At 70.0% G+C, this 237-nt stretch carries 1 protein-coding gene; it reads left to right on the top strand.

The features are described 5' to 3' along the window. The coding region (locus tag AAEZ05_RS30145; RefSeq protein WP_350650334.1) for an MFS transporter at nucleotides 1-237 on the top strand (237 nt) is incomplete at both ends.

Genomic DNA, 237 nt, shown 5'->3' with positions numbered 1-237 from the left:
CAGATGTTCAGCCTCGTGATCCCGGCGCTGCTCGCGACCTGGAGCATCGGCAAGGGGCAGGCCGGCCTGATCGGCGGCGCGACGCTCGTGTCGGGCGCGCTCGGCGGCCTGCTGGCCGGCGCGATCGCGGATCGCTACGGGCGCGTGCGGGCGCTGCAGATCACCGTGTGCTGGTTCTCCGCCTTCACGTTCCTCAGCGCGTTCGCGCAGAACTTCGAGCAGTTGCTGGTGCTGAAG

The sequence above is a fragment of the Pseudomonas sp. HY13-MNA-CIBAN-0226 genome, assembly GCF_040310305.1.
Lineage (GTDB): Bacteria > Pseudomonadota > Gammaproteobacteria > Pseudomonadales > Pseudomonadaceae > Aquipseudomonas > Aquipseudomonas gregormendelii.
Note: the sequence above shows the minus strand (reverse complement) of the source record. Positions and strands in the feature narration are given on the sequence as shown.